This window comes from Streptomyces polyasparticus (assembly GCF_014493765.1).
Lineage (GTDB): Bacteria > Actinomycetota > Actinomycetes > Streptomycetales > Streptomycetaceae > Streptomyces > Streptomyces polyasparticus.
Window position 1 is genome coordinate 74,492 of sequence record NZ_JACTVJ010000020.1, and the last position, 26,321, is coordinate 100,812.

At 69.7% G+C, this 26,321-nt stretch carries 26 protein-coding genes; 7 read left to right on the forward strand and 19 right to left on the reverse strand.

Going from position 1 to position 26,321, the window contains the following annotated elements; all coding sequences use genetic code 11:
• Positions 1-190 precede the first annotated feature (190 nt).
• Positions 191-1,042: a helix-turn-helix domain-containing protein gene (locus H9Y04_RS34370; protein WP_187818072.1), complete on the forward strand. Its 852-nt coding sequence runs from the start codon at positions 191-193 to the stop codon at positions 1,040-1,042.
• Positions 1,043-1,054: 12 nt separating this feature from the next.
• Entirely contained in the window at positions 1,055-1,246 is a 192-nt protein-coding gene (locus H9Y04_RS34375) for a hypothetical protein (protein WP_187818073.1), read from the forward strand.
• Here the strand turns inward: H9Y04_RS34375 and H9Y04_RS34380 are convergent.
• Positions 1,215-1,976 (reverse strand): hypothetical protein, encoded by a 762-nt coding sequence (locus tag H9Y04_RS34380; RefSeq protein WP_187818074.1) that lies wholly within the window; start codon positions 1,974-1,976, stop codon positions 1,215-1,217. The genes H9Y04_RS34375 and H9Y04_RS34380 overlap by 32 nt on opposite strands.
• Positions 1,977-2,084: 108 nt before the next feature.
• Between H9Y04_RS34380 and H9Y04_RS34385 the strand changes: the two genes are divergently transcribed.
• Positions 2,085-2,690 (forward strand): Uma2 family endonuclease, encoded by a 606-nt coding sequence (locus H9Y04_RS34385; RefSeq protein WP_187818199.1) that lies wholly within the window; start codon positions 2,085-2,087, stop codon positions 2,688-2,690.
• Positions 2,691-2,744: 54 nt separating this feature from the next.
• On the opposite strand, the gene H9Y04_RS34390 is transcribed toward H9Y04_RS34385, so the two are convergent.
• The 13 genes from H9Y04_RS34390 to H9Y04_RS34450 all read right to left on the reverse strand — a co-directional run bounded on the left by H9Y04_RS34390 (position 2,745) and on the right by H9Y04_RS34450 (position 14,978).
• On the reverse strand, positions 2,745-3,368 hold the full coding sequence (locus H9Y04_RS34390; protein ID WP_187818075.1) for an OmpA family protein: 624 nt from the start codon (positions 3,366-3,368) through the stop codon (positions 2,745-2,747).
• 3 nt (positions 3,369-3,371) lie between these two features.
• Positions 3,372-3,950, reverse strand: a complete 579-nt coding sequence (locus tag H9Y04_RS34395; protein ID WP_187818076.1) for a hypothetical protein — start codon at positions 3,948-3,950, stop codon at positions 3,372-3,374.
• Positions 3,951-3,968: 18 nt separating this feature from the next.
• Positions 3,969-4,556 (reverse strand): pilus assembly protein TadG-related protein, encoded by a 588-nt coding sequence (locus H9Y04_RS34400; protein ID WP_236071825.1) that lies wholly within the window; start codon positions 4,554-4,556, stop codon positions 3,969-3,971.
• Between the two features lie 11 nt (positions 4,557-4,567).
• Positions 4,568-4,771, reverse strand: a complete 204-nt coding sequence (locus tag H9Y04_RS34405) for a hypothetical protein (RefSeq protein ID WP_187818078.1) — start codon at positions 4,769-4,771, stop codon at positions 4,568-4,570.
• Positions 4,772-4,987: 216 nt separating this feature from the next.
• The gene (locus tag H9Y04_RS34410) at positions 4,988-6,178 is read right to left on the reverse strand and encodes a response regulator transcription factor (RefSeq protein ID WP_187818079.1); all 1,191 of its coding nucleotides are present in this window, start codon (positions 6,176-6,178) and stop codon (positions 4,988-4,990) included.
• Between the two features lie 13 nt (positions 6,179-6,191).
• Entirely contained in the window at positions 6,192-7,670 is a 1,479-nt protein-coding gene (locus tag H9Y04_RS34415; protein ID WP_187818200.1) for a sensor histidine kinase, read from the reverse strand.
• Positions 7,671-7,875: 205 nt separating this feature from the next.
• Complete coding sequence (locus H9Y04_RS34420) at positions 7,876-8,766, reverse strand: DUF5936 domain-containing protein (RefSeq protein WP_187818080.1); 891 nt, start codon at positions 8,764-8,766, stop codon at positions 7,876-7,878.
• Between the two features lie 35 nt (positions 8,767-8,801).
• On the reverse strand, positions 8,802-9,737 hold the full coding sequence (locus H9Y04_RS34425; protein ID WP_187818081.1) for a type II secretion system F family protein: 936 nt from the start codon (positions 9,735-9,737) through the stop codon (positions 8,802-8,804).
• A gap of 79 nt (positions 9,738-9,816) precedes the next feature.
• On the reverse strand, positions 9,817-11,157 hold the full coding sequence (locus H9Y04_RS34430; RefSeq protein ID WP_187818082.1) for a TadA family conjugal transfer-associated ATPase: 1,341 nt from the start codon (positions 11,155-11,157) through the stop codon (positions 9,817-9,819).
• Between the two features lie 12 nt (positions 11,158-11,169).
• Positions 11,170-11,553: a TadE/TadG family type IV pilus assembly protein gene (locus H9Y04_RS47055; protein WP_308801481.1), complete on the reverse strand. Its 384-nt coding sequence runs from the start codon at positions 11,551-11,553 to the stop codon at positions 11,170-11,172.
• A 140-nt stretch (positions 11,554-11,693) separates the two neighbouring features.
• Positions 11,694-13,301 carry a CpaE/TadZ family protein gene (locus H9Y04_RS34440; protein WP_187818084.1) on the reverse strand — a complete coding sequence of 536 codons (1,608 nt, stop codon included), beginning with the start codon at positions 13,299-13,301 and terminating at the stop codon, positions 11,694-11,696.
• A gap of 12 nt (positions 13,302-13,313) precedes the next feature.
• A complete protein-coding gene (gene cpaB, locus H9Y04_RS34445) occupies positions 13,314-14,021 on the reverse strand; it encodes a Flp pilus assembly protein CpaB (RefSeq protein WP_187818085.1) in 708 nt (235 codons plus the stop codon).
• 54 nt (positions 14,022-14,075) lie between these two features.
• Complete coding sequence (locus tag H9Y04_RS34450; protein WP_187818086.1) at positions 14,076-14,978, reverse strand: hypothetical protein; 903 nt, start codon at positions 14,976-14,978, stop codon at positions 14,076-14,078.
• 325 nt (positions 14,979-15,303) lie between these two features.
• On the opposite strand from H9Y04_RS34450, the gene H9Y04_RS34455 reads away from it, so the two are divergent.
• Entirely contained in the window at positions 15,304-16,962 is a 1,659-nt protein-coding gene (locus tag H9Y04_RS34455) for a chitinase (RefSeq protein WP_187818087.1), read from the forward strand.
• Positions 16,963-17,101: 139 nt separating this feature from the next.
• On the opposite strand, the gene H9Y04_RS34460 is transcribed toward H9Y04_RS34455, so the two are convergent.
• Positions 17,102-17,482 (reverse strand): hypothetical protein, encoded by a 381-nt coding sequence (locus H9Y04_RS34460; RefSeq protein WP_187818088.1) that lies wholly within the window; start codon positions 17,480-17,482, stop codon positions 17,102-17,104.
• 40 nt (positions 17,483-17,522) lie between these two features.
• Positions 17,523-20,861, reverse strand: a complete 3,339-nt coding sequence (locus H9Y04_RS34465; RefSeq protein ID WP_308801484.1) for an ALF repeat-containing protein — start codon at positions 20,859-20,861, stop codon at positions 17,523-17,525.
• 331 nt (positions 20,862-21,192) lie between these two features.
• Here H9Y04_RS34465 and H9Y04_RS34470 point away from each other — a divergent pair, with 331 nt between their 5' ends.
• Together H9Y04_RS34470 and H9Y04_RS34475 are read left to right on the forward strand one after the other, a co-directional pair.
• On the forward strand, positions 21,193-21,711 hold the full coding sequence (locus H9Y04_RS34470; protein ID WP_187818090.1) for a hypothetical protein: 519 nt from the start codon (positions 21,193-21,195) through the stop codon (positions 21,709-21,711).
• A gap of 34 nt (positions 21,712-21,745) precedes the next feature.
• Positions 21,746-23,959 carry a trypsin-like serine protease gene (locus tag H9Y04_RS34475; protein WP_187818091.1) on the forward strand — a complete coding sequence of 738 codons (2,214 nt, stop codon included), beginning with the start codon at positions 21,746-21,748 and terminating at the stop codon, positions 23,957-23,959.
• A gap of 73 nt (positions 23,960-24,032) precedes the next feature.
• Here H9Y04_RS34475 and H9Y04_RS34480 read toward each other — a convergent pair whose 3' ends face one another.
• Positions 24,033-24,215 carry a hypothetical protein gene (locus H9Y04_RS34480; protein ID WP_187818092.1) on the reverse strand — a complete coding sequence of 61 codons (183 nt, stop codon included), beginning with the start codon at positions 24,213-24,215 and terminating at the stop codon, positions 24,033-24,035.
• A 64-nt stretch (positions 24,216-24,279) separates the two neighbouring features.
• Positions 24,280-24,552: a hypothetical protein gene (locus H9Y04_RS34485; protein ID WP_187818093.1), complete on the reverse strand. Its 273-nt coding sequence runs from the start codon at positions 24,550-24,552 to the stop codon at positions 24,280-24,282.
• Between H9Y04_RS34485 and H9Y04_RS34490 the strand changes: the two genes are divergently transcribed.
• The gene (locus H9Y04_RS34490; RefSeq protein ID WP_187818094.1) at positions 24,551-24,937 is read left to right on the forward strand and encodes a hypothetical protein; all 387 of its coding nucleotides are present in this window, start codon (positions 24,551-24,553) and stop codon (positions 24,935-24,937) included. The genes H9Y04_RS34485 and H9Y04_RS34490 overlap by 2 nt on opposite strands.
• A 73-nt stretch (positions 24,938-25,010) precedes the next feature.
• Here H9Y04_RS34490 and H9Y04_RS34495 read toward each other — a convergent pair whose 3' ends face one another.
• A complete protein-coding gene (locus tag H9Y04_RS34495) occupies positions 25,011-26,315 on the reverse strand; it encodes an Nramp family divalent metal transporter (RefSeq protein ID WP_187818095.1) in 1,305 nt (434 codons plus the stop codon).
• Between the last annotated feature and the right edge of the window lie 6 nt (positions 26,316-26,321).

The window sequence follows — 26,321 nt, forward strand, 5'->3', positions numbered from 1 at the left end:
GAATTGAGGCCCGGCCGAGTGCTTACGGGTGCGCTGCGTGAGGTGGTGGCTTTGTCCCTGGATCCGCCCGGCGCCTGGGTGGGCAGGGGTGCGCTTCCGATTCACGGGCGCGCCCCGTGACCGTTCCGCTACCCACTGTAGGGCAATCAGGAGTACGTGTACTACGGATTCGTCTGAATAGACTGCCGCCATGCCGCCCAGGAGCACACCGACCGAACGTCAGCGCCGACTTGGGGCCGAGCTGCGGAAGATGCGCGTCGCGGCCGGGATGACCACCGAGTTCGCCGCCGGACTGCTCGGCGTCCCGCGCACCAACGTGCCGAACATGGAGTCCGGACGTTCGGGCATCAGCGCCGATCGCGTACGCACGCTGGCCAGCAACTACGGCTGCGCCGATGAGGAGTTGGTGGACGCGCTGGCCGCCATGGCGAGCGAGCGGGACAAGGGATGGTGGGAGCAGTACCGGGGTCAACTCCCGGTCAGCTTCCTGGACATCGCCGAGATGGAGTGGCGCGCGCGACGGCTGCGTATCGCGCTCACGGTCCACATGCCCGGGATACTCCAGACCGAGCAGCACGCCCGTGCCGTCTTCGAGGCGGTCATCCCCCGCCTGCCCGCCTCGGACGTCGACGTACGGGTGGCTCATCGCCTTGCGCGCCAACAGGTCCTCGACCGAGCCGAGCCGCCGCAGGTCGACGTGATCATTCACGAGGCCGCGCTGCGGATGCAGTTCGGTGGAGCCGCCGTCGCCCGAGGGCAGTTGGAGCATCTGCTCCGCGTGGGCGAGCGGGACTTCGTCACGCTGCGCGTGATCCCGTTCGCGGCCGGGAGCTTCCCTGGCGCCGGACAGTCCGTGATCTACGCGGGGGCCGAGGTGCCCGGCCTCGACACCGTCGAGCTGGACAGCACCCATGGTGCGGAATTCATCGACACCGAGATGCAGTTGCAGAAGTATCGGGCCCAGCTCGACGCGATGGAGTCCGTCGCGCTCAAGCCCAACGCGTCACGCGACTTGATCCGCGCCCTCGCCGACGACCTGTAGGAGGCCTCCGCCGTGCCGACCATCTCGTGGGAAGACCCGTTCTGCGGGGAAGGTGCGAACTGTTTCCGCCTCGGCGTGGACGAGGAAGGCAACGGCTACATCGCGCTCGCCGGCGCCGAAGAGACGTATCTCCAGGACAGCCGGGACGCCCTGCGGCAGCTGATCGTCGATATCAAGGCGGGCAAGGCCGATCACCTGCTGTAGCCGGGACCAGGAGCAGCTTGTTCAAGGGGGCCTTGACCGCCTGGCCCCCGCGCCACAGGGCCGCCGTCCCTGAGGCGTCACCGAGCAGCAGGTACGGGGCCGCGGTGGTGATGGCCGCGCCTTCGCTGGGGAGCTGGGAGAGCGGCACCCGCGGGGTGACGCAGACCCACGCGGCCTTGATGCCGTAGTACTCGGACGGTGCGCGCCCGGCCCCGGCCGCCACGCGGGCCGCACCGCCCGCCTCGACGGCCGGCCTGATCACGAAATAGAGCGGCCCGGCGGCGAAGGACAGGATGGTGTTGAGCGCCGTGATCGCACCGTAGAACCAGCGGTCCCGTACCACCCGGTGGAAGTGCCGCAGATAGCCCCAGAGCGCCGGTGCGACCAGCCAGACGCTCATCGCGGCGACCACTTTCGCCGAGGCGATGATCTGCCAGTACATGGGAATGCCGACGTCTTCGCGGTCGAAGCCGAACTCGTCCAGGTAATAGGTGTGGACGACGGTGCCGAGCCCCGGGAACAGCGCGAAGGCCACCGGCAGCGCCGCCGGGATCAGCCAGGGCACCCAGTTGCGGGTGCGCTGGTTGCGGATCAGGAGCCTGAGGCCGATGGCCACGGCGTAGGCGGCGACGAGAAGCTGGAGCTCGGGGAAGCTCCAGTCACCGGGCGGGTCGAAGGAGTCGAGGGTGTTCTCCAGCCGGGACGCCCTGCGGCAGCTGATCGTCGACATCAAGGCCGGGAGGGCGGATCACCTGCTGTAGCGGCCAGTGTCGGCGGCCCGGCTAACGTGGGAGCAGGACCCCTAGCTGTTGGCACCAGGAGGACCGCGGTGACCGCCATGACCGAGCGCTCGCCGACCATGGACGCCTCCGGGGAGGTCGATTTCGACAGCATGCTCCGCACTGTCGAGCAGATGGACACGCCAGACGGCTGGAAGGCCGAGCTCATCCGGGGGAAGATCGTCGTGTCACCGCGGTCCAAGATCCGTTACGCCAAGCCGATGCGGTTGCTCCGCAAGCAGCTGGCGGAGCATGCCCCGGAGGGGCACGAGGCGGACTCGGCGCCGTTCCTGTTCGCGTTCCCCAGCGCTCACCGGGCGTACGGTCCGGATCTGCACGTCGCCGACGAGGCCGCGTTCGAGGGTGAAGGGCGGCATGCCGACGGTGCAGCCCTCTCGCTGGTCGCCGAGTTCACGGCCGTCTCCACGCGTGATGCCGACTGGGACGAAAAGCTGGAGGTGTACGGGCGGGTCGTTCCCGTGTACCTCGTGGTCGACATGCAGGTCAGGGAGATCACCGTGTTCTGGGACCCGTCGCCCAAGGGATACCAAGGCCACCGCACCGTGGCGTTCGGCAAGCCGGTGCGGGTGCCGGAGCCGTTCGGGTTCGAGCTGGACACCAGCGGCTTCGGCGAGGCGGGATCGGCTGATTCGTCGGCCGGTTGAACAAGTACGGGCCGGGCCCTGGAAGGGGGCCCGGCCCGGGCGTGCGGATGTGGTCTAGCTCTGGGAGTCTGCGGACTCGCCGCGCGGGAAGGAGACTTCGACGCGGCGGTTCTTCTTGCGGCCTTCCTCCGAGGAGTTGTCCGCGATCGGATAGTCCTCGCTGTAGCCGCGTACCTCGAAGGTGACGTCGGGGCCGAGCGAGCGGGACAGCTCGTTGTGCACGGCGTCGGCGCGCTTCTTCGAGAGCGTCTTGCCGTGCGCGTACGAGCCGAGGTTGTCCGTGAACCCGAAGACCCGCACCTTGGTGGCGCCCTGCGCCTTGATCTCGTCGGCGATGGCCTGGATACGGGCGCGGGCGTCGGGGTTGAGCTTGGCGCTGTCCTTGCCGAAGAGGACTTCGGCTTGGAGGGCGAACTTGACGTCGGAGTTGGTGTCCTCGCGGCGCTCCTCGCCGCCGAGGTCCTCTACGACGGACTTGATGTCGAGGACGCGGGCGGGAGCGAGAGTCGCCCCGTCCTCCAGCTTCAAGTTCGGGGAGTTGGCGTCCACTTGGGGTGGTGGGCTCGTGGTCGTGGAGCCTGGTGGCTGACTGGGCTGTTCGTCAGCGTGGGCCGTGCCGAGGGTGAGCGTGAGTGTCGTCAGCAGGGCGGCTGCTGCGAGAGTGGCCGACTTTCGCATGGGTCACTCGCCCTCGGAGATCTCGATCGTGGCCGGAGGGGCGTCTGCGATCTGGAAGGCCACGGACGTAGCACTGTCAGGCGGGGACGGGAACTGAGCAAAGAAGGGCCGCTCCTCACCCGGGTCAAATCCGCCCTTGAACTGCGTGCACAGACATCCCCCCTCAGTGTCCCGGAGGATGAAGTAGCGCTTCTTGCCACCCTCATCAACGAGAGTTGCACCGGCCATGGACGCGCCGTTGCCTTGCAGCTCCTTCTCATCGCCATTCCAGGCGATGGGGACGTAACGGTCGGATCCTCCATTGGTCACCTTGCCGCTAACGGTGAGGAATCCACCCTCCTCGCGGACGGCAGAAGTGATCGTGATCTTCATGCCCTTGCCGGCAGTGGTCTCAGCAAGGACCTTCTCCTCAGCTGGCGCTTGAGGCTTGTCCTTCGCCTTGTCACTGTCGTTACTCTTGGCCGGGCTGGATTCCGAAGACGGCTTGTCCTCGTTACCCCCGCCATCCCCACCGCAGGCTGCTACCCCGAGGACCAAGCCACTCGTGATCGCCACTGCGGTCAGTGCCCTGCGGACCCTCATGTGCGCTTCCTTCTCTCGTCATTCCGCCAGGTTGACTTCGTAAAGTTCCTTGGCCGTGGGGAGATCACCGACGTTGAACGTCTTGGGATCTATAACCCACAGGCCACTGCCGTCGCAGAAGAACTCGATGGTCTGTCCGGGAACGTTCGCGACCATGTGACACCGGGGCTCGATCACCGCGGTGGCATTCGCCGTGGCCGTGGTCCCCTCTGTCCCAGGCACCAGGGAGTCGCCCACTGTGTAGTTCGTCTCGATTCGCGCTTCGTAGGCCAGGTTCCCGGCCACGAACTTCGGGTTGACGAACTGCAGGGTGGAATCGTTCTCCATGGCGAGTCGCTGGGCCGCCGGGATTCCGCTCGGCGGCGACGGAATCTTGCCCTCAAGAGGCAAGACCCAGGTTCCTGTTGGAAGACCAGCGATGAACTCCAGCCTTAACTCATCGCGAGCTTGCTGCGCGGCAGCGAGGGCGGCCGCATCCGCAGCGGACTGAGCTCCACTGCGGGCGACCGCCCCTTTGGCGAAGACGAAGAATACGAACGCGACAAAGAGCAGCATCCCTACGAGCCATACGTAGAGGGGGATCGTCGACCCCTTGTCGTCACGCAAGCGAGTGGACATTAGCCGCCGGTGATCTCGTTGACCGCCTCGTCGATGGCGTTCGAGATCGTGTCGTCGAGCCCCAGCCCCATCACCGCAGCCACGATCGCCGCGATCAGAACGAGCAGGCCCGCGTACTCCACGAAGCCCGCGCCCTCGTCCCTCTGCTCGCCCTTGATGCGCTCGATGACTCGGGTCTGCCACTTGACGTAGAGCTTCGACATAACGTTCCCCTCCAGCTCCGGCCGACCGCGTGCCGGCCGACTCACACTTCTCGTCTGCGTCGGGAGCGGAACCGGCTTCCTCCTGGCCGGTGCCGTTCTCGGCGACATGGGAAACGTACGGGGGAACAGGGGTCCCGCCGCAGGGCCCGTGGGCCCAACTCCGGGCCCAAAGGCCGAGTTGGGTCCCCAGGGTCTTCGTCCTCGCCGGGTGTGCGGTCATGTGCCGCCCACCCCCCTGCCGCGCGCCGTGCCCAGCCACACCGCGATCGCTTCGCTCCTGCTCGCGCTGTGCAGCTTTGCGAAGATGCGGTTGATGTGGTTCTTGACCGTCTTCTCGCTGATGAAGCAGGTGGCGGCTATCTGCTGGTTGCTCATGCCGGACGCGATGAGATCCATGACCTCCACCTCCCTCGCGCTCAGGCCGAAGTCCGGGCGCTGGCGACGGACTTGAGGTGCTCCGTGGAGCCCGGGCGGGCCCTGCGGAGCGACAGGGTTCGACTGTGGCATGGACGATTGCATTTGCGAAAGACTTTGCTGTGCGAAGGGCGGTTCCGAGACAGGTGGTCCCGGATCGGCCGGATGGGAGCCGTGTGCAGACACGGGGGGCGGCGAAGGTTGGACGGGTATCCCGGGGACTTTGCTCGTTCCGGTGAAGGGGACTCCGGTCTCGTAGACCCGGCCCAGGCCGTCGGGCAGGGCGCCGCCTCCCGTACGGGGACCGACGCCCTGTCCTCGGACATGCGCGAGCAGGGCGTCCTGCGCCGAGGCCGTGAAGTGGGCGCGGCCCGCCTTGATGTCCCGTACGGCTTCGGCGAGTTGGTCGGCGGTGAACTCGCCGTGCACCAGATAGCCGCCCGCGCCCAGGCGCAGGGCCTCCTGGACGATCGCGGACTCGCGGCTGTACGTCAGCATCAGGACCGGGGCGACCTTGACCAGGAAGGGGAGGGCGGAGATGCCGTCCACTCCCGGCATACGGACGTCGAGCAGGACCACGTCGGGGCGGTGCTGCTGTGCGGCGGCGAGTGCCTGGCGGCCGTCGGCCGCCTCCGCGACCACCTGGAGGTCCTCGCGGCCGCCGAGGAGTGCCGTGAGTCCGGCCCGTACGACGGGGTTGTCGTCCGCGACGACGACGCGCAGCGCGGTCGCGACGGGACGCGAGGGCGGGCCGAAGGGGTCCTCCGGCGGCAGCGGCACCTGCGGCGGGGTGTGCTCGGAGCGGGGGGCCGAGGTGTGCGAGGACGTGTGGGTGGAGACGTGGTGCGAGGCCGTCGCGGGGGCGGCGGGGGCGGGTGCGGGGTCGTAGCCGCTGTAGGGGCGGGCGCCGGTGGGTCCGGCGCCCGTGGCCGGGGCGGGGGGAATCGGCGTGCCCGGGGGTGTGTGTCCGGTGGACGGCGCTGCTTCCGGCATGAGCGGCCTCCTCTCAAGGGGTGGTGGGGGTCGGGGTGGGGGTGTGCGGGGTGAGGGCGCCGAGCGGGATGTCCAGGCGGACCTCCGTACCGGTACGTGCGGTGCCGCGGCCGATCCGGATGCGGGCGCCGATGGAGGCGGCGCGTTCGACCATGCCGACGAGGCCGAAGTGGCCGGCCTTGCGGAGCTCGTCGAGATCGGTGCCCGGGGGCAGGCCCTTGCCGTTGTCCTGGACGGACAGGCGCAGGAGTTCGTGGGCGATGACGCCGTACTCGACGGTGACGTGGCTTGCCGCGGCGTGGCGGTGGGCGTTCTCCAGGGCCTCGCTCGCGATGGTGAGGAGCTGGCGGGCCACCGCGTGGGGCAGGCGCGGGGCCGGGGAGTCCTTGGTGGTCAGGTCGGTGTGGACACCGGTGCGGGTGGTGAAGTCGGCGGCGCGGGCGCGGAGTTCGTCGGCGGCGTCCACGCCGGGCCCGCCTTCCGGTCCGGCTCCCGGTGCGGCTGCGGGTCCTGTGCCGTAATCCGTCTTGCGGCGCAGGTCGGAGAGGATCTCGCGGGACTCGGCGGCGGCGCGGCGGGCGCTGCGCGCCACGATGCCGGCCTGGTGGCGGACGGTGAGGGGGTCCATGCGGTCGGCGCCGGCCGCGAGGGCGTCGGCGGACATCGCCACGCCGTGCAGGGTCTTCGCCACGGAGTCGTGCATCTCGCGGGCGAGGCGGGCGCGTTCGTGTTCCACGGCCTCGGTGACGGCGAGGCGGGACGTGGCCTCGCTCAGGGCCTGGGTGGCGGCGCCGAAGCGGAACATCAGATTGCGCAGGGTGACGCCGATGATGCCCGCGGCCACGCAGAAGCCGCTGATCAGGGTGGTGCTCGCCGGGTTCTCCATACGGTCGGCCCAGGCGGAGTAGGCGGCGGCGAGGAGCAGGATCTGGCTTGCGGTGTAGATGCCGGCGCCGCGCCAGCCGTAGAGGAGGCCGCCGAGGAGGGGGGTGCAGACGGTGGCGTAGCCGAGCGGGGAGTCCGGGGACGCGGTGAGGAGGAGGACCGCGCCGAAGATCATGTCGATGGCCATGAGCCACTTGTGCTTGAGGACGAGGGGGCCGAGGGTCTCCCAGTCGCGGAGCATGGCGTAGGAGCCCATGAGGCTGAAGACGACTGCTGATCCGATGAGGATCTCGCCGAAGTTGCCTTCTGCTCTGGCGAGGGCGAAGGGGGCGCCCAGGGTGATCATGGCCAGGCGGAAGCCGAAGACTTGGCGGCAGAGGGCCTGGAGGGCGTTCAGCTGGATGGGGAGGCTGGGGGCGGGTTCGTCTTCGGCGAAGGCGCTTTGGGGTGGGGCTTGCTGTGGGCCGCTTTGCAGCAGGGCCGGCGCAGGGGTTCTTGTCCTTGCGGGACGGAAGCCGCTCAGGGCTGCGCCCGGCTTTTCGGCTCCGGTCGACTGGGCTTCGGCTGCGGCCCGTTGTGCCTGCTGTGCCTGGTTGCGGAAGCTCATCGTCTGGCGGTCCACTGTGGCTCGCCTCCCTCTTCTTCTCCCCGCCCCGCCCTTTCACCGTTTCCCGGGGCTTCGCCCCGGACCCCGGCATCCGAACTTCGTTCGGATCTGCTCAAACGCCGCAGGGGCTGGATGTGCCGCAAAGGCTGGATGTGCTGCAGAGGCCGGATGTGCCGCAGAGGCTGGATGTGCCGCGCGGGCTTCATCAGCCCCCCAGGATGGAGCCGAAGTCGGTGTCCGAGCCGAGGAACATGCCGCAGACGATCAGGATCAGGGTGGCCGGGACCATGAAGACCAAGGTGACCATCGTGGTCTTCGGGATGGTCTTGGCTGCTCGGCGGCGGGCGTTCTGGGCGTCTGTGCGGCGCATGTCGTTGGCTATTTGGATGAGCGTGTCCGCGATGGGGGCGCCGAGTTCCTCGCCCTGTTGGAGGGCCGTGACGAACTGGGAGACCTGTTCGGAGGCGTTGCGGCGGCGGAGTTGTTCGAAGGCATCTCTGCGGCTTACGCCCATGTCCATCTGGCGCAGGGTGATGCGGAGTTCGTCGGACCAGGGGCCCTCGTAGCGTTCTGCTACGCGGTCCAGGGCCTGGCGGAAGCCCAGGCCCGCCGAGACGACGACCGCGAGGACGTCGAGGAAGTCGGGGAGTGTGCGCTCGATCTGTTCCTTGCGTTCGCGGATTGCCTGCCAGATCAGCGCGTCTGCCGCGAAGAGACCGAAGGCCAGGGCGAGGAGGCCGAAGACGGGGACGCCGTTGGCGAAGAGGGAGAGGGCGCAGACCGCGCCGAAGAGGCCGTAGACCGCGCGGCGGGCCGCATAGCGGTCGATGGTCAGACCGCCGGGGTTGCCCGCCATGTCGATCTTCCGGCGCTTGGCGTCCACCGCTTTCGGGCCCATGAGGCGGAGCACCGTGGGCGCGAACCGTATGCCCAGGCGGTCGATCGCGGAGTCCGTGGCCGAGACGCGGGAGGCGCCGGACTCCAGGGCCACGGCGAGGTCGCCCGGCAGTTTCGCGTCGGCGCGGTACATCCGTACGCCCGTGAAGATCCCCGCTACGGAGAGCGCGAGGAGGGCGGCAAGTCCGAGTCCCAGCATGGCAGTTCAGGTCCTCCTCGAAAGCGTGGCCGGCATCAGACGTCGATCTTGCCCAGGCGGCGGATGACGACGAAGCCGACGGCGTACAGGCCGAGCGAGATGAGGATCAGGACCTGGCCGAGGGGCGAGCCGGTGACTTTGGCGAGTGCGCCGTCGTTCATGGCGTTCAGCATCAGCATCGCGCCGACGCCGAGGCAGGGGATGGTGAAGGCGGTGGCGTTGACCTCGGAGAGCATGGTCCGCACCTCGCGGCGGGTCTCCTTGCGCTCCTCCAGGGTCTCGGTGAGGTTGCGCAGCGAACCGACGATGGTGCCGCCCGCCCGGTTCGACAGGATCAGCGTGGTGACGAGGACGATCAGCTCGCGGGACGGCAGACGTTCGGCGAGCTCGCCGAGGGCGTCGTCGATGCTGCGGCCGACGGCCAGTTGATTGGAGACGACGGTCAGTTCCTCGCCTGCGGGGGCTTCGAGTTCGTCGGCTGCCATCGCGAGGCTCGTACGGAGGGCGAGGCCCGCGCTCGTGCCGTTGGCCAACAGGCGAGCCAGGTCCGGGAGTTGGTTGATGAAGGCCTCGATGCGCTTCTGGCGCTGCCAGTTGAGAAAGGTGTTCGCGGACCAGACGCCGACGAGGCCGGCGATCGGGCCGAAGAACGGGGCGAGGAGCGAGGTCGCGATCAGCCAGAGCGCGGCGACGGTGATGAGGATGTAGACGAAGAACTCGCCGGGGGTCACGTCGAGGCCGGTCGCGGAGAGCTTCAGCTGGATACGGCGGCCCAGCTGCGTGCGGCGCAGGCGCTGGTCCACACCGGTGAAACGGCGCCGGCGGCCGACGGTGTGGTGGCCGGTCTGGGCGAGGCGCTCGACCAGGGCCTGGCGCTGGGCCTTGCCGGAGGCGTACGTGTGCAGGCCCGCGGTGGCGAGGGTGCCGCAGAGGAGGGTGGAGCCCAGGGCCAGGAGGACAGGGCTGTTCATCGGCGGGGGGCCTCCGCTCCGGTCCGGGGTCTCAACGGCCGTCGGCTGCCTGTGTGGTCTGTGTGCTCTGTGTGGTCCATCAGCCGGTCGCCTCTCTCGTCATCAGCTCGCTTTGGCCGTCCGAGACGCCGAAGGCCGCGGGGATCGGCTCGCTGGCGAGGTAGAGGCGTTCGGCGATACGGCGGGGCAGCGGGAGGTGCTCGTACAGGCCGTGGACCACGCGGTCGGCGCCCATGGGGCGGGCGGCGAACCGGCTCACCGTGGTGATCTTGAACTGTTCGCGGCCGTGCGAGACGAGCAGCGAGATCTCGGTGATCTTGCGGGAGCCGTCGGCGAAGCGGGTGAGCTGGACGACCACGTCCACGGCCGAGTTGATCTGGTCCTTGAGCGCCTCGAAGGGGATGTCCACGGAGGACATGGAGCCCAGGGTCTGCAGACGCATCAGGGCGTCCTCGGCGCTGTTGGCGTGCACCGTGGCGAGGGAGCCGTCGTGTCCGGTGGACATCGCCTGGAGCATGTCGAGCGTCTCGCCGCCGCGGACCTCACCGACGATGATGCGGTCGGGGCGCATACGGAGGCTGTTGCGGACCAGGTCTCGGATGGTGATCTGGCCCTTGCCCTCGACGTTGGGAGGTCTCGATTCGAGGGAGATCACGTGGGCCTGCTGGAGTCTCAGCTCCGCGGAGTCCTCGATGGTGATGATGCGTTCGTGGTCGGGGATCAGGGCGGAGAGCGCGTTGAGGAGCGTGGTCTTTCCGGTGCCCGTACCGCCGGAGACGATCACGTTGAAGCGGGCCCGGACGAAGCTGCTGAGCAGCATGAGCATGTGTTCGTCGAGTGAGCCCATGCGGATCAGCTCGTTGAGCTTGTAGGCGCGGGGGAAGCGGCGGATCGTGAGGGTGGCGCCGGTGAGGCTGAGGGGCGGGATGATCACGTTGACGCGCTCGCCGCTCGGGAGGCGGGCGTCGACCATCGGGGTCGACTCGTCGACCCTTCTGTTCACGGTCGAGACGATGCGCTCGATGGTCTGCATGAGCTGCTCGTTGGACGCGAAGCGGATGGGGAGCTGCTCCACGCGGCCGGCCCGCTCGACGAAGATGGCGTCGGGGCCGTTGACCATGATCTCGGTGATGCTGGCGTCTTCGAGGAGCGGCTCGAGTACGCCCAGGCCGAGGGCCTCGTCGACGACCCGGCGTATGAGCTGCGCTCGTTGGGTCGTGGAGAGGACGGGGCCCTCGCGGCTGATGATGTGGCCCAGGACGCGTTCGAGTCTGGCCCTGCGTTCGCCCGCGGCGAGGCTGGACATCTCGGCGAGGTCGATCTCCTCAAGGAGTTTGCCGCGGTAGACGGCCACGGTGTGGTCGTCTTCGCGGCCGGCGCCGTGCTCCTCCGGAGTGGCTATGCGGGCTCTGAGGCTCATGGGTTCTGCTCCTCAGTCGTCCATGGGCATGGTGACTTCTCGGGTGGCTGTCCAGCCCATGTCCACGAACGGGATCAGTTCGGGGATGTCGACGGTGACGGTCGCTGTGACGGTGTCGGCGCCGGCGGGGGCGGTGATGGCTGCGGTGTCCGCGAGCCAGGTGCTCATGGCCGCGCGGCCCGCCGCGCCTGCGTTCTCCTCCAAGGAGGCGGCTCTGGCGGCGGCTCTGGCGCCGGAGCCGGCTTGGCTGAAGCTGTAGCCGACGAGGCCCAGTTGGATGCAGGCCAGGCCGACGAGGATCAGTGTGGGCAGGAAGCCGGTGAACTCCAGGATGGCCGCGCCCCGGTCGTCCTTGAGTGCGGGTGCGAGGCGCCTGCGGCGGGCTCTCTCCCCCACCCCGCCCCTTCCCGAAAGCGGGGCTTCGCCCCGGACCCCTTGGGGCTTCGCCCCTTGCCCCCGCTGGGGGACCGCGTCCCCCAGACCCCCGCCATCCGAACTTCGTGCGGATCTGCTCAATCGCCGCAGGGGCTGAGACGTCAGCCCTCCCATACCGCACCCCCTTCGCCGTCCACGCTCCATCCCGCATCGAAGCCCGGGAAGAAGAGCGGTACGTCGACCGAGACGTTGGCCTTGTACAGGTCGCCCTCGCGGGTGCAGCCCGAGGTGAAGCTGTCCTGCCAGGCGCCCGGGAGGTTCTCGCGGGCCGCCGCGTCGCAGGCGGCGGCCGGGTCGTCTCCGCGGACCGCGGCAACCGCGCCCGCGCGGGCGCCCTCGTCCGCGGCGTTGCCGGCCAGCGAGTACGTGTAGCCGTACAGGACGCACTGCCAGAGGATCGCGATCACCGCGAAGATGACCGGGGCCATGCCCGCGAACTCGAGGGTCACCGAGCCCTCGTCGCCGCCCCGGCCGCGTCGGCGGCCAAGGCCCAGGGAGCCTCGGTCTCCCGTGAGGCGGGAGGCCTTGGCGGGCGGCTGGGCCCGGACGAGGCCGAGCTCGCCCGCCAGGCCCCAGAGGGCCTGCTTCACCGTGCTGCGGCTGTCCAGGTCCTGCATGCGGCCCGCGTCCACCGCCGACTGGAGTTCCTTGAAGTGGGAGGGGATCGCGGTGCGGGCCACCCGCGTGCCCGTGATGCGTTCGATCAGGGGCGGCTGGATCTCTGTGTTGCGGGTGTGGCGGTTGACCACGACCAGCGTCTCCTCCGCCTTGCGGATCTGCAGGCGGTCCCACATGCGGACCATGCGCTTGGCGGCGCGCACCGCCACCACGTCCGGGGTGACCAACAGGACGGCCTGGTCGGCCATTTCGATCGCCGCGGCGTTCGCGCTGCTCATCTGCGTACCGCAGTCGACCACGACGACCTCGTAGCGGTTGCGCAGGGCGCTGACCGCCTGGCGGGCCACGCGGTCGGTGACGTCCTCGCCGCGTTCGCCCTCGCCGGGGGCGAGGAGCAGGCCGAGGCCCGTGGGGTGGGTGAAGACCGCGTCCTGGAGGACGCGCGGGTTGATGTCCGGGATGCCGGCCAGGTCGACGATGGAGCGGCGGAACTGGACGTCCAGGTACGAGGCCACGTCGCCGGACTGGAGGTCCAGGTCCAGGAGAGCCACGGAGCGGCCCGACGCGCGTGCGGCGAGGGCGAGTTGGACAGCGGTGAGGGTGGTGCCCACTCCCCCCTTCGCCCCGGTCACGGTGACCACGGTGCCGCCGGGGCCCGTGTAAGCCTCCGGGCCCTGCGTGAGGTGCGGGCGGACGCCCATCGACCACGAGGCCGCGGTCTGCACGCGCGCCGCCAGCTCCTCGTATCCGAGAGGCAGTCCGATGAGTCCGCGCGCGCCCGCGTCCATGGACGCCGAGAAGAGGCTGGGGCTCGGGTCCTGGGTGATCAGGATGACGCCGACGACCGGGAAGCGCATCGCCACTTCCCGTATCACCTCAAGGGCCGGTACGGGGCCTATGCGCTCGTGGACCAGGACGACTTCCGGGAGCTCCTCCAGGGATTCGCCGGCGAGGCGGGCGAGGGTGTCCAGCAGGGCGGTGGAGTCGGTGACCGGCAACGCCGGTTCCGTGTCCGGGAGTTGGCTGAGCAGGGTGGAGAGCGAGCGGGCGGAGTCCGCGTCGCCCACCGCGGGCAGGATGCGAATCGTCACAAGGGCCCCTCACTACTTGTCTTCGTCGAGGGTGTAGCTGCGGTCGTCCGGCGAGACGGGGGTGTCGCCGCCCTGCGAGATCAGGGCGAGCCGGACGTGGGTGGCGAAGGATTCGGCGTAGGCGACGCGCTGAGCATCCAGGGTGTTGAGGGCGAACGTGATCGGGACCGCCTCGATCTGGCGGCCGCTGCGGTCGTCCTCACGGGGTTCGAGCGGGGTCAGCTGTCCGACGTCGAGTACGCGGGCGTTCTGGACGATGACCTTGGACTGGTCCTTCTGGGTTTCGTTCTCGGCCTTGAAGGTCGCGAAGATATTGACCGTGGCACCCGGGGTGATCTTTCCGGCGACTCCGGTGGCCGCGTCGATCATGATGGCGATTTCCTGTTCCCCGTCGGCGAGTTCGGGGCGCTTGACGATCATGTCCGACTGCAGCAGGGAGCCTTTGCGGAGTTGTGTGACGGCTATTTTCCCGTCGATCTCCCTGAGGTCGGTGACCGCATTCTGCGAAAGCCAGCGCTCGGGCATCTTGATCTTCTCGAACTGCCCCGCGTCCAAGGTCTTGTACGGCGCGACATCGCTCTTCAGGCGATACGCGGAGACCTCGGGCCCCACCTTCGAGTTCACGTCGCGGATCACCGAGAGCACTCCGGCGAACGCGCCGAAGGCACACAGGACCGACAGGAGCAGCAGGATCACACCGCGGCGCTGGCGAGAATTCATGAGCCGGACTACCTCGATCAGGTCAGGTCGGTTCGGTCGGGTCGCTGGGAGTCTCTAGGAGGTGATGGCCTTGCGTTGGTCTCCTGGGGTCAGGACACCATTGGGCCGCGAATGGTTCTCGTGTTGCTTGAGCGGCGCGGAGCAGAAACCGCAGCGGTCACCGATGAGTTCGAGACCGCACCAGTGGCATTCCTCGCGCTTCACGGAGGAGACCAGCTGGTAGAGCACGGAGATATCGGGAATGGCCGCGGCGAATTCGAGCAATTTGCCCGTGGCCCACCAGCGGGCGGATTCGGCGGGCAGCGGGGCCTCGGCGATGCCCTGGACCTGCCAGGAGCGGGCGAGCGAGTTCGCGATCCAGTCCGACTGCAGCTGGCCCTTCGCGAGGACGAGCCGGGTGGCGAAGCCGGGGCCTTCGAGGCTCGCGCCCTGGCCCGCGCCGCCGAGGCGGATCAGCTGGGCCTTGGGGCTGGCGAGCACGGCGAACTGGGAGCCGGGGACCCAGGACTTGGCGTGCTGCTTGAGGCTGACGGGGACGCGGTCGAGCTTGGTGACCGAGTTCAGGACCGCGCCCGCGTAGATGTAGTGGGAGAGCAGCCGGGCCGCGGAGGCGAGGACGCCCGGGCTGAAGTCGCAGAGCGAGAGCTGGCGCAACTGGAGGGCCAGGACGGCGATGCCGAGCGGCGGCAGATCCAGGTCCAGGAGGGCGATGCGGTCGGATTCGAGCACGCCGCGGACCGTGTGGAGCCGGTGCAGCGCCTGGGACGGCAGCGAGGACGGGCAGAGCACGATCACATAGCCGTGCCGTTCGAGCAGCGCGTGCATGTCGGAGAGCGAGGCCTCGAGCGGGCGGGTGGTGCGCCCCTGCGGGGTCTGGAGCACCGCGGCCGGCGGAGTGTGCTGGTCAGGGGGCGGAAGGAGCAGGTCGGGAGCGGTGACGGCTATGGCTGTTGGCACGCGCAATCCCCCCGATCACTTCCGACCGCTTCTGGCCTTCCCGCATCAGCACCATATCCACGTCATGCGCAGCTCAACACAGGATCGGCGTAACTCCTGGTGAGATCTTGATCGACTCACAGTGAAGATCGGAGAGTCTTCAACCAACCGATTCGCGATTTGCTCCCAAATGGCCGTATCGGAAGGGGAGTTGAAGCTTCCAGCCGTCCGTCGAAGATCTTCCAGAGGTCTTGACAACCCGAATGGTCTGGACCAGATTGCGCCGCACCCTCTTTCCTTCACCCCCCTCACCCCCGGGAGGCAAGTTGTGGGCTCCGTAAGACGCATGTTCCTGGTCGCTCTGGCCGGAGGTGCGCTGGCAGTCGGCGGACTGACCGGCAGCGCCCAGGCCGCCGATGTGAACGTGGCGAAGAACGCCGGCTTCGAGAGCGGCCTCGCCAACTGGACCTGTACGGCGGGGTCCACCGTCTCCTCCCCCGTGCACGGCGGCGCGTCCGCCCTGAAGGCCACGCCGGCCGGGCAGGACCACGCACGGTGCAGCCAGACGGTGGCCGTGCAGCCCAACTCCACTTACCAGCTGAGCGCTTGGGTGCAGGGCGGCTACGCGTATCTCGGAGCCAGCGGCACCGGGACGACGGACGTGTCCACCTGGACGCCCGACTCCGCCTCCTGGAAGCAGCTGAAGACCTCCTTCACGACGGGTGCGTCGACGACCTCCGTGACCGTGTACACGCACGGCTGGTACGGGCAGCAGCCCTACTTCGTGGACGATGTCTCGGTCGTCGGACCCGACGGCGGCGGGGGCGGCGATCCCGACCCGGTGATCCCTGTGGCGCCTTCGGGGCTCGCGGTCTCCGGTACGACCTCCTCGTCGGTGTCCCTGGCGTGGAGCCCGGTGGCGAACGCGACCGGCTACAACGTCTACCGCGACGGCACCAAGGTGCAATCGGTGAGCGGGAGTTCGGCCACGGTGACCGGTCTGGCCGCCGACACCTCGTACAGCTTCCAGGTCACCGCGACGAACGCGGCGGGCGAGTCCCCGCGGACCACCTCGGTCAACGGTCGTACCGCGACCACCGGCGGCGGGGGCGGCGGCGATGTGCCCGCGCACGCCGTCACCGGGTACTGGCAGAACTTCAACAACGGGGCCGCGATCCAGCGGATCTCGGACGTCCAGGCGCAGTACGACATCATCGCGGTGGCCTTCGCGGACGCCACGGCCACGCCCGGCGCGGTGGACTTCACGCTCGACTCGGCCGGGCTCGGCGGGTACACCGAGGCGCAGTTCAAGGCGGATGTCGCGGCCAAGCAGGCGGCCGGCAAGTCGGTGATCATCTCGGTGGGCGGCGAGCTCGGTGCGGTCAGGGTCAACGACGCGGCCTCGGCGACGAACTTCGCCAACTCCGTGTACGCGCTGATGCAGGAGTACGGGTTCGACGGGGTCGACATCGACCTGGAGAACGGGCTCAACTCCACGTACATGACCCAGGCGCTGCGCGCGCTGTCCGCGAAGGCGGGCTCCGGTCTCGTCATCACGATGGCGCCGCAGACGATCGACATGCAGTCGACATCGAACGAGTACTTCAAGACGGCGCTGAACATCAAGGACATCCTGACCGTCGTCAACATGCAGTACTACAACAGCGGTTCGATGCTGGGCTGCGACGGCAAGGTGTACTCGCAGGGTTCGGTGGACTTCCTGACGGCGCTCGCGTGCATCCAGCTGGAGGGCGGGCTCGCGCCGTCGCAGGTGGGGCTGGGGCTGCCGGCTTCCACGCGGGGAGCGGGGTCCGGATACGTGGCGCCTTCCGTGGTGAACGCGGCGCTCGACTGCCTGACGAAGGGCACGTCCTGCGGGTCCTTCAAGCCCTCGCGTACGTATCCGTCGCTGCGCGGCGCGATGACGTGGTCCACCAACTGGGATGCCACGGCGGGCAATGCGTGGTCGAACGCGGTGGGGCCGCACGTGCACGGGCTGCCGTAGCGGGGCGAGGGCCTGATCCCCGTACCCCTGGAGAACTCCTGGAGCCCTGTCCCACCGCTCCCCCGGTGGGACAGGGCTCCGGGCTGTTCGCCGTCGCAGGACGAAGCAGCAGGTCACCGCCCGAGGACGAAGCAGCGCGTCACCGCCCGAGGACGAAGGCGAGGGCCGCGATCACACCGATCAGCGAGGCCACGAAGAGCCAGGTCTGCTTGCGCGTCAGCTCCTCCATCGGCTCGCCCGCCCGCTTCAGCTCCTTCTGGCGGCGGATCCAGGGCGCGTGCAGGAGCCGCAGGAGCGCCAGGGCCAGGGCGGCCAGGATGTAGAGCTGCAGCGCCTGTCGCTCGCCGTCGTCCGCGCCCCCCACCCACGTGAACAGGGCGGTCACGGCGACGACGGTGGCTGCCGCGGTCAGCTTGGTCCTGCGGCCCTCCACCATGGTCGCCATCGCCGTCGCGAGCGCGAGGCCCGCGACGGCGGCGGCGAGCCACCAGTGAGTGGAGGTGAAGTGCTCGGTGAGCATCGCTCTCCCTACCGGTCGATCTCCCTGCCAATTCCTCTCCCTACCAGTCGAAAAGGTCCGCCACGCCGCCCGCGACACCGCTCGCGACGCCGAAGATCTTGCTGCCGACCTCGTTCGCCAGACCGGCCTTCGAGATGACCGTGCCCATCCCGGCGAAGATTCCGCCGACCACGAACATCCCCATGTCCTCGCTCCACTGCTCCGAGTCGAAGCCGTAGGACGTGCCGGCGAGGATCGCGGCGACGCCGCTCAGCCCCCAGGACACCAGGCCCACCGTGCCGGCGACGCCGAGGATCACCGGAGCGGCCGGCGGGAAGAAGAAGGCGGAGGCGGCGATGCCCACCGAGATGACCCCGGTCACCGTCGACCAGTGGCCGACGGCCTCGTGCCAGTCCTTCTCCCTGCCGATGTCCTCGGGCCACAGGCCCCAGTACTCGGTGTTGCCCTCGCTGACCGGGCTGGTGCCGTTGGTCTCGTGGGCCACGGCCTCCATGGCGATCGTCTGCGCCTTCGCCTCGGCCTCGGCCCTGCGCTTGTCGGCCACGATCTTCTTGGCCGCGCTGGCGGCGGCCGCGGCCTCCGCCTTGCTCTTGCCGGCGGCCAGGGCCGACGCCTGCGCCTGCGAGGCGGAGGCCTGGGCCTGGTTCGCGTACGACACCGCCTCCCTGGCGGAGACGAGGGCGCGGCTCATCGCGTAGTTGGCGGTGGCCGCCGCGGCCTTGGCCGTCCTCGCGGCGTTCTTGGCGGTCGCGGCGGACTCGGCGGCCTTGGTGGCGGAGGCGTCGGCGGCGTCCGCGTTCCTGCGGGCCTCGTCCCGCGCGGCCTCGGCGTCCTTGGCGTAATCGCCGGCCTTGGCCGCCCAGTCGGTCGCCTCCTGCGCCGCGTCACGCGCTTCCGCCGCGGCCTTCTGCGCGTACGAGGCGTCCTCGAGGGCCTTGAGCGCGATCTTCGTCGCATGGGCGAGGGAGGCGCGGACCGCCGCCACATGCGTGGCGTGGTCGTGGTCGAGGCGGGCGGCGTCGAACTGCCCCGCGGCGACGAAGCTGCGGCGCATCTTCGCCGAGCCTTCGAGGGCGATCTGGGCCGCCGCCTTCATGTAGATGCCGCCGGTGTCGAGCAGCCGCAGAATCTCGACGTTGTCGTCCTCCTTGACCGCCTCCGCGAGTTCCAGGGAGAGGAAGCGGTGCATGGCGGCCGCGGTGCCCGCGTCGAGCGCGGCCTGGGCCTTGGCCCGGACGGCAGGACCCGGGTTCTCGTTCAGGACCCGGAAGATCCGCACGCGGTACGTCTCGGCACCCGAGGTGACGAAACCGCTCGACAGGAAGCGGGTGGGCGCATCGTCGTCCGTGCTCGCGAGCGCGGTGTGCGCCGCCTCGGCGATGTCCGCCGTGGACATCCGGGCCACGCCGAGGACGGTCTCGCGGTCGTCGAGCCGCTGCGCCAGGACCCGGTCGGCGTCCAGCCAGTTGAGGACGTCCTCGTCGTTGCCCGCGAGGGCGAACTCGGCCGCCTCACGGGTCCAGCTCCCCGTCACGGCAAGGAGCTTGGTGGCGGCGAAGCGTCCGTCCGCGACCGCCTTCGCGGTGTCGCCCGAGGACATGGCCGACTCGGCGGCCGCGATCAGGTCCTTGATCTCCGAGGAGGTGCGGTCCACCTCGGTGCGCTCGCGGTCGGCGGCGAGGGCGGCGGCGGTCTCGGCCTTCGCCTTCAACCGGGCCTCGGCCACGCAGAGTTCGACCTCCTCGGCGAGGTGGGCGGTCTCGGCGGTGCGGGCGTCCTGCTCCACCTCCGCGGCCTTGAGGACCGCGTTGTGCGCCTTGGTGGCGGCGTCGGTGGCGGCGTTCGCGTACGTGGTGGAGCGCTTGGCGTACTCGACCGCCTCGCCCGCGTGCGCGTAGGCCTCCTCGGCGGCGGCCGCGGCGGCGTAGGCGTGGTCGGCGGCGCTGTTGGCCGCGTCGCGGGCCACGGCCGCGGCGTCGGCGGCGCGGCCCGCCAGCGTCTGGGCGGTGCCGGCGGCCTTGGTGGCGCGGGCGGCCGCGGCATCGGCCTCGGCGGCGGCGGCCCGGGCCGCGGCGGCCTGGGACTGGGCGGCGCCCGAGGCGGCGGCGGCTTCGGCGGAGGCACCGGCGGCGGCCGCCGCGTTCTGGGCGGCGGAGGCGGCGGCGCTGCCCGCGGACGCGGCGCTGCGGGAGGCGATCGAGGCCTTGTCCGCGGCGGCTGCGGCGGTACGGGCCTTGGCGGCCGCGGCCTTGGCGCCCTGTGCGGCCTGGTTCGCGGCCTCGGCCTTGCCCGCGTCCTTGGACGCGGCGATCGCGGCGCTGTACGCACGGGCCGCGGCGTTGCCCGCCGTCGCGGCGGCGGCCGCGGCGGCCTGGGCGGCGAGGGCCGCGCGGTGCGAGGCGTTCTGGGCCGTGCGCGATGCGGCGATCGCACGGTTGGCGGCGGAGGCGGCACCCTGTGCGGCGGAGGCGGCGGCGTTGGCGGCCTTGGCCGACCTGGCCACGTCGTTCTGGGCGGCGCGGGCCTCCTCGGCCGCCCTGAGCGCGGCCGCCTTGGCCTTCTCCGCGGCGTCCTTGGCCTTCTCGGACGCGGCCACGGCCTGCTCGGTCTGCAGGCCGGCGATCTTGCCCTCGCGTTGCACGATCGCGACCAACTGGTCGATGGTGGCGGCCTCTTCGTCCCTGGCGCGGGCGATGTACTGGCCCGAGGTCAGGAACGTACGGATGGCGTCGGGCGAACCGTCGTTCAGGGCGCGCTCGGCGTACTTCTTCACCTCGGGGGTCGCGGTGTTGAGGAGGGTGAAGACCGCCACGCGGTCGTCCTCCTGCTGCGCTGTCACCACCGTCTTGGTGAGGAAGGTCTTGAGCGCGGTGTCCGTGTCCGCGGTGAGGGCCTTGTTCGCCTCACGCTTCACGGCCGGGCCGCTGTTGTTGAGGACGGTGAAGGTCGCCTGGCGCAGGTCCTCGTGCAGATCCGTCCTGTATCCGCCGGCGAGGTAGGCGGCGACGGCCTGGTCGCCGGCGGAGAGCGCCGTGTTGGCGGAGGCGCGGACGGCCCGGCCCGCGAGGGGCAGCGCCGACAGGACGCCGAAACGGTTGTCCTCCGCCTTCAGGACGGGCAGCTCCTCGGTGAGGAAGGCGCTCAGGGCGGCGGGTCCACCGGTCAGCGCACGCGCCGCGGCATCGCGTACCGCCTTGCCGCCGGTCTTGAACGCCCAGACCGCCTTGCCGCGGTCCGTGTCGGGCAGGCCGGTGTCGACGGGCTCCTCGACGGCGTGGGCGATGCCCGGGCCGAGCACGAGGCTCGACGTCGCGGCGACGGCCGTGCCGGCGGCGAGCGTGGCGAGTACGCGCCGTCTGCTCCAGAAGATGGTGTCCACAACAGTCCTTCGGGAAGGGGAAGGGGAAGGTCGGCGGACCCGCAGGGGAAGGGCGCGACGTGACCTTAGACGCCTGAATTCCGTTTGGCTACCGCGCAGTTGGTGTTCATCAATCGCTGACACATCGGTTGCGGATTCTTGATACGACTCCGTACAACCTTTTCCCGATATGGCGCACATCACATTCCCGACTCGCGGGTTACCCCAGTTCTGACCGTTTTCGGAATTGGACGTTCCAGGAACTCACCGCTTCGATACGGGACTTGGGCCGCAGGGGGCGGCGATTCCCATTTCCGTCGACTTCCTGTCGACTGCGACTTCTAGGACAGTGATGAAGCCACGCAGCGCTTTGATGCGCATTCTGGGTGCCGCCACCGCGGCCGGCGCCCTGGCATGGGCCGTGATGGCGGGGGCCCCGGACTCCGGTGCGGGCAGCACCGGCGAGCGGGCCGCGGCCGTCGCCGACGCCGCCCCCGGGTATGCCGTCGAGGACTACAACTACCCGAACGCCGAGAAGATCCTGGCCGAAAAGAACATTGTGCTGAAGCGCGGTGACGGTCACATAGTCCTTGCCGACTGCGCGAGCGAAACCGGGCTTCTCGAAGTCTGGGCCCGCTCCCAGGAAAAGATCTGCTTCAAGGTCACCGGCACCAGCGGCTGGCTCACCCTGGAAATTCCCTCGGTGTACGGAATCAAGGGCAGCGTCGACCAGTCGGCACAGGTCGACATGACGGTCGACGGCGAGGAGAAGTCCTTCGACGTGCCCAAGAATAACTACGCAGCGGTGGGCGAGAGTGCGGACCCCGAGGGCCGCGAACACATTCTCGTCGAAATCCGGACAGCCAAGTAGCCGCCGCCGACCTGCGATTGAGGAATTGATCTCCATGCAGCACTCCCCCAGGCGATCCCGCCTGGCCGCGCTCGGCGCGGCCCTGGCCGCCGGGTCGCTCGCGCTGTGCGCGGCGCCCGCCTCGGCTGTGAACGGCACGCCCGTGTCCGATGCGGACACCACGTACGCGTACACCGCGCAGATCACCGTCGGCCCGCACGACCGCGGCTGCTCCGCGGTCCTCGTGGACACCGAGTGGCTGATGACGGCGGCCAGTTGTTTCGCCGCCGACCCGGCCGTCTCGCTCGCGGTGCCCGCCGGCGCACCCGCCAAGAACACCACCGCCGTGATCGGCCGCGCCGACCTGGGCGGCACCCAGGGCGCCGAGCGCCGTGTGGTGCAGCTGGTGCCGCGCACCGACCGCGACGTGGTCCTGGCGCGCCTGAACCGGCCGGTCACCAACGTCACGCCGATCGCGCTGGCGACCACCGCGCCGGTGACCGGCGAGGAGCTGAAGTTCTCCGGCCACGGCCGGTCGAAGACCGAGTGGGCGCCGCTGAGGCTGCACACCGGTGCGTTCACCGTCGACTCCGCCGCGACCACCACCGCCACCGTGACCGGCAAGGACTCGGCCGCGTGCGGCGGCGACGCGGGCGGTCCGGTCGTACGCTCCGGCAAGCTCGCCGGGCTGGTCAGCCAGACCTCCGCCGGCGGCTGCTACGGCATCGACCCCGCTGTCACCTCCACCACCGGCGTCATGGCCCGGGTCGACGACCTTGCCTCCTGGGTGAGTTCGACCGTGGGCGCGACGCGGATCACCGACTTCAACGGGGACGGCGCGGAGGACATCGCGATCGGCGACCCGGCGGCCACGGTGGGCACCGTGACGAGCGCGGGCCTGGTGCGCATCTCCTACGGCGGGGGCAAGGGCACCGCCGAGATCAACCAGGACCTCGACTGGGTGGCCGGCGGGGCCGAGCAGAGCGACTGGTTCGGCGAGCAGCTCGCGACCGTGGACTACAACGAGGACGGGTACACCGACCTCGTCGTCGGCACCCCCAACGAGGCCGTGGGCACCGCCACCGACGCCGGTTTCGTGGATGTCCTCTACGGCGCGCCCGGCGGTCTGGGCTCCGGGACCCTGAAGAGCACCCACTACGAGCAGGGCGCGGGCAGCGGCGCGATCAAGGCCTCCGCTTCGGAGGCCGGCGACCGGATGGGTCACGCGGTCGCCGCGGCCACCACGCGGGCCGGTGAGCCGTATCTGCTGATCGGCAATCCCGGTGAGGCCCTCGGCACGGTCAAGACCGCGGGCTCCGCCTTCTACGTCACCAACTCCACCAGCGTGGCCGTCCACCAGGACAAGACCGGTGTGCCGGGCGCCTCGGAGGAAGGCGACCGGTTCGGCGCCTCGCTCGCCGCGAATGCCAACCACGCCGTGATCGGCAGCCCCAGCGAGGCCATCGGCGCCGACAAGGAGGCCGGCGGTCTGGCGGTGTTCGACCCGAACAAGCTGAACGCCGAGAACAGCCCCACCCCGCTGTTCGGCCTCGACCAGGACCTGGACGGGATCTCCGGCGGCGCCGAGGCCGGTGACGACTTCGCCGCCTCGCTCGCCCTGACCGCCTACCGGCACACGGCCGCGGCCACCGGTGCCACCGACTCGATGCTGGCGATCGGCTCACCGGGCGAGGCCCTGTCCGTGGACGGCGGTGCCACGCAGCGCGCCGACGCGGGCAGCGTCGCCCTCGTGCGCATCAAGGCCGACGGGACCTGGGACCAGACGGGTTCGCTGTGGCAGGGCACCGGTGACGACGATGTCGTCGGCACCGCCGAGGCGGGCGACCGTATGGGCGAGCGGGTCACGGCCGTGAACACCGCGCCCCGCGCGGTGGGCACCGCGGCCACGCTGAGGATCGCGGTCGGCACGCCCAACGAGGCCGTGGGCACCGCCGCGAAGGCGGGTGCCATCCACACGTTCTCGCTGCTCGGCACCCCGGGCGCCAACGACAAGTGGATCGAGGCCGGCGACGGCGACGGCATCCCCGGCACCGCGGGCGCCGACCAGTACCTGGGCCGCAGCATCCACCTGACCGGCACCAAGCTGTACGCCGGCATGCCCTACGGGCCCAGCTCCCAGGGCGCCCTGTACGCCCTGCCGATGTCCAACGTCACGGCGGGCGGCGCGATCGGCCCCGTCACCACGTACAAGCCGGGCACCGGCGGCTTCCCGGCCACGGGCTCGCGCTTCGGGTACAACGCGCGCTGAGTTGCCTCTGTCCGTGACAACGGGCCGCCCCCAAGGACCAGTTGGGTCTTCGGGGGCGGCCCGTTGTGCCCGGTCACGTGCACAGTTCGAGGTGGGGGTGGTCCGGAGTGGCCGGGCAGACGTAGAGCTGGAGGTTGTTGCCGCCGGCGATGTCGATCAGGGTGAAGTCGCCGTGGTCGGCCCTGCGAAGAGCCGGCACCTCGGGCGGCGGCTGCTCCTCGGGGATCCAGGTCCCGCTGCCGCCGTCCCATTCCAAGGAGGCGATGGTGAGGAGGGGGACCTCCTCGGTGCCGCACTCGGGGCAGGAGCGGTCGACAGGGTCACCGACGGCCCAGGATCGGGCCGTCGGACCACGGCCGGCCCACCTTGATCCGCTCCCAGTTCTGCCGTTCCTCAGGGGTGACCTCGGTCGCCTCGGGGTCGAGACGCAGCCGCTCCTCCGCGGCGGCACGGTCGCGGCGCAGCAGCCGGACGTCGTCCGGCGAGTGGACCGTCCGCCACGCATGGCTGTCGTGCGGCTCGTCGCAGTACGGCACGTTCGAGGGCGGCTCCCTCAGATCCAGTGACCGCGAGACGACCTTCAGGAGACCCATGAATGACAAGGAGTTCGTCGAGAAGGTGCGGGACAGGCCGGAGATGTTCGGCCTCGACCGCACGTATCACCCGACGGCCATGCTCCTGCTCGGATACGACTTGGCAAGCTCCGGCGGTGTGCTGCGTGGTTTCACCGAATGGCTCGTGGTGCGCAAGGGCGAGTGCTCCAGCTTGGTCTGGTTCGCTCTCGTCCTTGAGGACGCGGTTCCCGGTGTCGTACTGCGGAATCCACGGCAGATCGAGCCGGAGCACCAGGAGCAGGCCGTGGAGCATCTGTTCCGGCTGGTGCTCGCATTCCTGGACATGCGGGACGACAAGCGGGAACTGGCGGCGATGTATGCGCGCTACGACCGCATGAACTCATCGTTCTACGGGACGAGTTGAGGTCCGGACAGCGCGAAGGGGCGCCACCCCGGCCGGGTGGCGCCCCTTCGTCGTTCAGGCCACACGGAACGGATCAGAAGAAGCTCGCCCAGTCCATGTCCCAGATCTGCTTCACCGCGAGGACCAGGAAGAGCAGGCCCGCGATGATGAGCATCGCGTTGCTGACGCCGAGTGGGCGGTTGCGCCATTCGGCCGGGACGCGGGAGGAGTTGAGGAGCCAGATCAGCGTCAGGGCCAGGAACGGCATGAAGGCCGCGCCCAGGACTCCGTAGATGATGATCAGGCGGAAGGGCTGGTCGATGAAGAGCAGGATCATCGGCGGGAAGGTCAGCCAGAGCAGGTACGCGCGGAACGGGAGCGACTTCTCGCGCGCGCCCGAGGCGACCTCGGCGCCGGTGGACTCGCCGCGGCCGCGGGTGCGTTCGGCGAAGTCCGCGAACATCAGGCTGACGCCGTGCCACACACCGATCAGCGAGGTGAAGGACGTGGCGAAGAAGCCGACGAGGAAGAGCTTGGCGGTGGCGGCTCCGTACTCCTTCTCCAGGATGCCGGAAAGCTGGACGAGGCCCTGGTCACCCTTGGCGAGGGCGATGTTGGCCGAGTGCAGCATCTCGGCGCCCACGAAGAGCATCGCGATGACGAAGATGCCGGTGGTGATGTAGGCGACGCGGTTGTCCAGGCGCATCACCTTCATCCAGCCGGTGTTGGTCCAGCCCTTGGCGTTCACCCAATAGCCGTACGCCGCAAGGGTGATGGTGCCGCCGACGCCGCCGATCAGGCCGAGCGTGTTGAGGATCGAGTCCTCGGCGTCGGGCACGACCGGGAGCAGGCCCGCGAAGGCGTCGGCGAGGTTGGGCGTGACGCGGATCGCGAGGTAGACGGTCACCAGGAACATGACGCCGACGAGGATCGTCATGACCTTCTCGAAGACCGCGTACTTGTTGAACCAGACGAAGGCCAGGCCGATCAGGCCCGTGCCGATCGCCCACCACTTCAGGTCGATGCCGGCGTCCGGGAAGAGGGCCTGGAGCGGCAGTCCGGACGAGGACATGGCGGCCGCGCCGTACACGAAGCCCCAGATGATCACGTAGACGACGAAGAACCAGGTCGTCCACTTGCCGAGGCTGGCCCAGCCGTCGAAGAGGGTGCGGCCCGTGGACAGATGCCAGCGGCCGGCCGCCTCCGCGAGGGAGATCTTGACGACGCAGCCGATGATGGCGGCCCACAGGAGCGTGTAGCCGAAGTTGCTGCCCGCGATCAGGGTGGCCACCAGGTCACCCGCGCCGACGCCGGTGGCGGCGACGACGATGCCCGGGCCGATGTACTTCCAACTCGATTTGCGTGGTGCGGTGTTCGTCCCGGTTTCTGTGTCTGCCATGCGTCT

Bases quoted from the DNA above. Each gene is read 5' to 3' on its own strand.
- H9Y04_RS34415 (WP_187818200.1), bottom strand. From the start codon at position 7,670: ATGAGCTTCCGCAACCAGGCACAGCAGGCACAACGGGCCGCAGCCGAA.
- H9Y04_RS34455 (WP_187818087.1), top strand. From the start codon at position 15,304: ATGTTCCTGGTCGCTCTGGCCGGAGGTGCGCTGGCAGTCGGCGGACTG.
- H9Y04_RS34425 (WP_187818081.1), bottom strand. From the start codon at position 9,737: ATGAACAGCCCTGTCCTCCTGGCCCTGGGCTCCACCCTCCTCTGCGGC.
- H9Y04_RS34395 (WP_187818076.1), bottom strand. From the start codon at position 3,950: ATGAGGGTCCGCAGGGCACTGACCGCAGTGGCGATCACGAGTGGCTTG.
- H9Y04_RS34405 (WP_187818078.1), bottom strand. From the start codon at position 4,771: ATGTCGAAGCTCTACGTCAAGTGGCAGACCCGAGTCATCGAGCGCATC.
- H9Y04_RS34485 (WP_187818093.1), bottom strand. From the start codon at position 24,552: ATGGGTCTCCTGAAGGTCGTCTCGCGGTCACTGGATCTGAGGGAGCCG.
- H9Y04_RS34475 (WP_187818091.1), top strand. From the start codon at position 21,746: ATGCAGCACTCCCCCAGGCGATCCCGCCTGGCCGCGCTCGGCGCGGCC.
- H9Y04_RS34460 (WP_187818088.1), bottom strand. From the start codon at position 17,482: ATGCTCACCGAGCACTTCACCTCCACTCACTGGTGGCTCGCCGCCGCC.
- H9Y04_RS34470 (WP_187818090.1), top strand. From the start codon at position 21,193: ATGAAGCCACGCAGCGCTTTGATGCGCATTCTGGGTGCCGCCACCGCG.
- H9Y04_RS34420 (WP_187818080.1), bottom strand. From the start codon at position 8,766: ATGCTGGGACTCGGACTTGCCGCCCTCCTCGCGCTCTCCGTAGCGGGG.
- H9Y04_RS34385 (WP_187818199.1), top strand. From the start codon at position 2,085: ATGACCGAGCGCTCGCCGACCATGGACGCCTCCGGGGAGGTCGATTTC.
- H9Y04_RS34380 (WP_187818074.1), bottom strand. From the start codon at position 1,976: ATGTCGACGATCAGCTGCCGCAGGGCGTCCCGGCTGGAGAACACCCTC.
- H9Y04_RS34410 (WP_187818079.1), bottom strand. From the start codon at position 6,178: ATGCCGGAAGCAGCGCCGTCCACCGGACACACACCCCCGGGCACGCCG.
- H9Y04_RS34495 (WP_187818095.1), bottom strand. From the start codon at position 26,315: ATGGCAGACACAGAAACCGGGACGAACACCGCACCACGCAAATCGAGT.
- H9Y04_RS34430 (WP_187818082.1), bottom strand. From the start codon at position 11,157: ATGAGCCTCAGAGCCCGCATAGCCACTCCGGAGGAGCACGGCGCCGGC.
- cpaB (WP_187818085.1), bottom strand. From the start codon at position 14,021: ATGAATTCTCGCCAGCGCCGCGGTGTGATCCTGCTGCTCCTGTCGGTC.
- H9Y04_RS34490 (WP_187818094.1), top strand. From the start codon at position 24,551: ATGAATGACAAGGAGTTCGTCGAGAAGGTGCGGGACAGGCCGGAGATG.
- H9Y04_RS34370 (WP_187818072.1), top strand. From the start codon at position 191: ATGCCGCCCAGGAGCACACCGACCGAACGTCAGCGCCGACTTGGGGCC.
- H9Y04_RS34390 (WP_187818075.1), bottom strand. From the start codon at position 3,368: ATGCGAAAGTCGGCCACTCTCGCAGCAGCCGCCCTGCTGACGACACTC.